Origin of the sequence: Phocaeicola sp. HCN-6420, assembly GCF_037890145.1 — a bacterium.
GTDB lineage: Bacteria > Bacteroidota > Bacteroidia > Bacteroidales > Bacteroidaceae > Phocaeicola.
The window spans coordinates 1-3,457 of record NZ_JBBKBJ010000058.1 but is presented as its reverse complement, the minus strand read 5'-3'; the positions used below and the strand labels follow the sequence as shown (position 1 = coordinate 3,457).

The following is a 3,457-nucleotide window of genomic DNA, read 5'->3' as shown; positions in this document are numbered from 1 at the left end:
CTTCTTGCCCAGCGTCTTGTAGGGCAATGCGCCTACGCTGCGGTAGCGTTGGAGGGTGCGTTTGCTTATCTGGAGCAACATGCACAAATCCTGATTGTCGAAAAGGCGGATGCTTTCCGTGATAGTGGGCTGTTTCCCCTCAGCCTTCATCGCCAGCAGCAGTTCGTCCTGACGGTCGAGCCGTTCCATCAGCTTCTGCATCCAGCCCTCGAAGTTGTTTCGTGTGAGCAGTTCCATGACCTATGTCCTCCTTCCTTTTGGTTTGCCGCCCGTGCGCAGCGTGTGGTTGTGGAACAGGGTGTCTATTGTCCCTTCCTCGTTCCTTACTGTGTTGTCCTCCAATAGCCGCAGTATCTCGGAAAGGCGGTAGCGGCAGCTTCCGCGTACCACCACATACTCGATACGGTGGTCGGTGCGCATACGCTGCATGGTGCGCTTGCTCACGTTGAGCATCTTCGCCGCCTGTGCCGTGTCAAGCAGCTTGTCTTCGGTTTCCCGCTTCCGTTTCTTCTCGTCCCTTGCCTCGCGGATGTACCCTGCGATGTTCGCAATCTGCGCCATCATCTCCTTGTAGGCGGAACTTTCCATTGTTATCACTTTCATGTTCAGTCCTTTCTTTTTGTTTCTGCGACAAAATTCGGCAATAAACAAAAGGGGCTTTAACAACTCACTACGTGACTCACGTAAGATTTTTGCGGAAGATGGCTCCGTAACCCGGTCAAACGGCGCAACAGGCAGCCTTTCAGCGGAAAACGATACGTCTTGTATGCCGTTTCGTTACCTTTGCGGCAAACTCTAAATGACATGAATATGGAAATAGTATCTATCGAGAAAAAGACTTTCGAGATGATGGTGGCGGCATTCGGCGCACTCTCGGAGAAGGTCGCCGCCCTGAGGCGCAAAAGCGACACGGGGCGCATGGAAAGATGGCTCACGGGCGAGGAGGTCTGCGGGCAGTTGAGAATAAGCCCGCGCACGTTGCAGACGCTGCGTGACAGGCGGCTTATCGGCTACTCGCAGATAAACCGCAGGTTCTATTACAAGCCAGAGGAGGTGAAGCGGCTGATACCGCTTGTCGGCACGCTCTATCCGCACGGCAGATGATTTGATTTATTCACCCACTGAATCCGAAGTTATGATGAACGAGAACAACGATGTTTTTACGATGGAAGACGAGCCGATAGCCTCTGTGGTGCAGGATATGCGCAAAGGCTCGAAATGGCTGTCCGCATTTCTGGAAAGCTACCGTCCTCCGCTGGACGGGGAACGTTACCTGACGGACGGCGAGGTGTCGGAACTGCTCCGTGTGAGCCGGCGCACCTTGCAGGAATACCGCAACAACCGCGTGTTGCCCTTCATACTTTTGGGAGGGAAGGTGCTTTACCCGGAAACGGGGCTGCGCGGGGTACTGGAAGCGAACTACCGCAAGCCGCTGGAGTGAGGCGGTTTCATGAAAAAGTAAACGGGTGACACCTTTTGTGGTGCTACCCGTTTACTTGTCTTATGGGGTATGTGCAATCAGCAATACCCGGCTTTTCCGTTCTGTATGAACATCACGTATGTCTGCCGTTTCTCTTGTGAGAGTGCCTTTCCCACCAGCCATGTGCGGAACAGGTGGGTGTTGTAGGTATTCACCCTGAAAGCGACCGGGATGATGATTTCAAGGGCGTACACGTCCGCGTGCAGCCCGTTTTCAAGCTGCATGTAGCGGCACACCTCGTAGTCGTTCAGCACGTCCGACTTGCGGACGGCTCTGATGGCGGCGTTCACTGCCGGGACGGTCGTATGGAACAATCCGGCTATTTCGGTGGCGGTCATCCACACGTCGTTACCGGTTACGCTGACTGCCTTGTCCTCGATGATGATTGTGTCACGTTTCATGGCTTTTCTTTTTAGATGGTGCAACCTGCAAATTCCTCGACGCCGTTCAATCTTGCGGCAAGGTTCTCCATGTCCTGATTGAGCTTCTCTTTGGTTATCTTTGCGTAAATCTGCGTCGTCTTTATGCTCTTGTGTCCGAGCATGGAGCTGACCGTTTCGATGGGAACACCGTTGGAGAGGAATATCGTCGTGGCTGCCGTGTGGCGGCTCTGATGCCACGTGATATGCTTGGTGATGCCGCAACGCTTGGCGACGGCACGGATACCGGCAAGGCACGTGTTATAATGCGGAACGGGAAATATCCTGCCGTCCCCGCACAGTCCCCGGTATTTGCCGATTATGCGGTTGGCGATGTCGAGCAGGCGGATGTTGGACACCACGCCCGTTTTCTGGCGGTTGATGTTTATCCACTCGTGTTCGTCGAAGTAGGTGCGGATATTCTCTTCCGTAAGGTTGCGCATATCCGCGAACGACAGCCCCGTGAAGGCGCAGAACAGGTAGAGGTCGCGGTACAATTCCTGTTTGGCGTTTTTCAGTTTCCCCTCCATCAGCAGGCGGATCTCATCTTTGGTCAGGAAACTGCGTGTTGTTTCCTCCTTCTTGATTTCATACTCGCGGAACGGGTCGCGCGTCAGCCACTCGTTGTTGATGGCGATGAATACCATCGTCCGTAACGGGCAGACGTACAGCCACACGGTATTGGTGCAGCAGTGCTTGTCCGTGCGCAGGAACATCTCGAAGTCGGAGATGAAAGCCGGGGTAAGCTCTTTTAGGGCGATGTCCTTCACATGGTAGCGGATGTCGAGGAACTCTTGCATGTGCTTGTAAACGGTGCGGTACTTCAGCAGCGTGCCTTTGGCTTTCATGCCTGCCTCCACCTGCTTCTCGTAGTCCTCGTTGTGCTGGCGGAACACCTGCATCAGCGTGTGGTAGCGGTGTTCCAGTCCGAGAAAGGCGTTCTTCACCTTCTCCGCCGTGACGAAGTTGTCACGCTCCATGATTTCCTGATAATGCCTGTTGATGCGTACCCGCATCTTGTCAAGCATACGGTTCGTTTCGAGTGCCGCCGTGCTTCTGCCCGTGACACGTCCACCTTTGGTGTCCCACAGTTTCGGATCGACAGTCAGTTTGCAGCTGAACTGTGTCTGGCTGCCGTCCACCGTGATGCGTCCCATGACGGGAACTGTCCCGTCCTTTTTCACTACCTGACGCTTGAGGTAGTAGATTACTGAAAATGTACTCTTCATTGTCCTTAATTTTTGGGTTTCAAAATTAGTTGGTGAAGAGTCCGGTGTTGGTACGCAAAACGGGGAGGAACGGCGCAATCTTTTTCCGTAACCTGATTTTTCGCATGAGTTATGGATAACTCACTATTCCTTAGAGCCTTGTTTCGCTATTCGTACCCGTTTGTCGCATTTTCGGGCATGGTTACGAACAAGTAACGTAGCGGCGTCAGGATTTGGCTTCGGCAGGGATTGTAATGGCTTCACGGATTATCGCCACTTCAACCAAAACCCTTGTAACTCAATTCTATCACTATATCTTTCCGCATTTCACTTTTTTGTAGTAACTTTGC

The 3,457-nt window shown here is 53.1% G+C and carries 6 protein-coding genes; 2 read left to right on the top strand and 4 right to left on the bottom strand.

Annotation, left to right across the window (positions count from 1 at the left end; translation table 11 throughout):
• Both WKT12_RS16265 and WKT12_RS16260 read right to left on the bottom strand, forming a co-directional pair.
• The coding region (locus WKT12_RS16265) for a DNA-binding protein (RefSeq protein WP_340320311.1) at positions 1-237 on the bottom strand (237 nt) is incomplete at its 3' end.
• Positions 238-240: 3 nt separating this feature from the next.
• Entirely contained in the window at positions 241-666 is a 426-nt protein-coding gene (locus WKT12_RS16260) for a helix-turn-helix domain-containing protein (protein ID WP_004291432.1), read from the bottom strand.
• A gap of 138 nt (positions 667-804) precedes the next feature.
• Between WKT12_RS16260 and WKT12_RS16255 the strand changes: the two genes are divergently transcribed.
• Positions 805-1,104 (top strand): helix-turn-helix domain-containing protein, encoded by a 300-nt coding sequence (locus WKT12_RS16255; protein WP_004291426.1) that lies wholly within the window; start codon positions 805-807, stop codon positions 1,102-1,104.
• A 31-nt stretch (positions 1,105-1,135) separates the two neighbouring features.
• A complete protein-coding gene (locus WKT12_RS16250; protein ID WP_004291424.1) occupies positions 1,136-1,441 on the top strand; it encodes a helix-turn-helix domain-containing protein in 306 nt (101 codons plus the stop codon).
• 77 nt (positions 1,442-1,518) lie between these two features.
• Here WKT12_RS16250 and WKT12_RS16245 read toward each other — a convergent pair whose 3' ends face one another.
• Positions 1,519-1,881 (bottom strand): hypothetical protein, encoded by a 363-nt coding sequence (locus WKT12_RS16245; RefSeq protein ID WP_004291423.1) that lies wholly within the window; start codon positions 1,879-1,881, stop codon positions 1,519-1,521.
• An 11-nt stretch (positions 1,882-1,892) separates the two neighbouring features.
• Positions 1,893-3,128, bottom strand: coding sequence for a site-specific integrase (locus WKT12_RS16240; RefSeq protein ID WP_004291422.1), 1,236 nt, complete (start codon positions 3,126-3,128; stop codon positions 1,893-1,895).
• Positions 3,129-3,457 lie beyond the last annotated feature (329 nt).